This is a genomic window from Brevibacillus halotolerans, assembly GCF_026891775.1.
In the GTDB taxonomy this organism is placed as follows: domain Bacteria; phylum Bacillota; class Bacilli; order Brevibacillales; family Brevibacillaceae; genus Brevibacillus_B; species Brevibacillus_B halotolerans.
On the sequence record NZ_JAPTNK010000067.1, the window covers coordinates 1 to 339 of the forward strand.

2 tRNA genes are annotated in these 339 nt (G+C 49.0%); both read left to right on the top strand.

Going from position 1 to position 339, the window contains the following annotated elements:
* Window positions 1–133 precede the first annotated feature (133 nt).
* A tRNA-Asn gene (locus O0550_RS24180) sits at window positions 134–208 on the top strand.
* A gap of 5 nt (window positions 209–213) precedes the next feature.
* Window positions 214–290, top strand: a tRNA-Glu gene (locus O0550_RS24185).
* The last annotated feature ends 49 nt before the right edge of the window (window positions 291–339 follow it).

Genomic DNA, 339 nt, shown 5'->3' on the forward strand with positions numbered 1-339 from the left:
GAGGTTGATAGGTTCGGTGTGGAAGTGCAGTAATGCATGGAGCTGACGAATACTAATCGGTCGAGGACTTATCCACATTGCCTTTATGCTGACTTCATTATCTAGTTTTGAAAGAACAATTCTTTCATATTGTTCCTCAGTAGCTCAATGGTGGAGCAACCGGCTGTTAACCGGTAGGCTGGCGGTTCGAGTCCGTCCTGAGGAGCCATATATGGCCCGTTGGTGAAGCGGTTTAACACAGCAGCCTTTCACGCTGTCATACAGGGGTTCGAATCCCCTACGGGTCACCATTTATCTGGAGGATTAGCTCAGCTGGGAGAGCATCTGCCTTACAAGCAG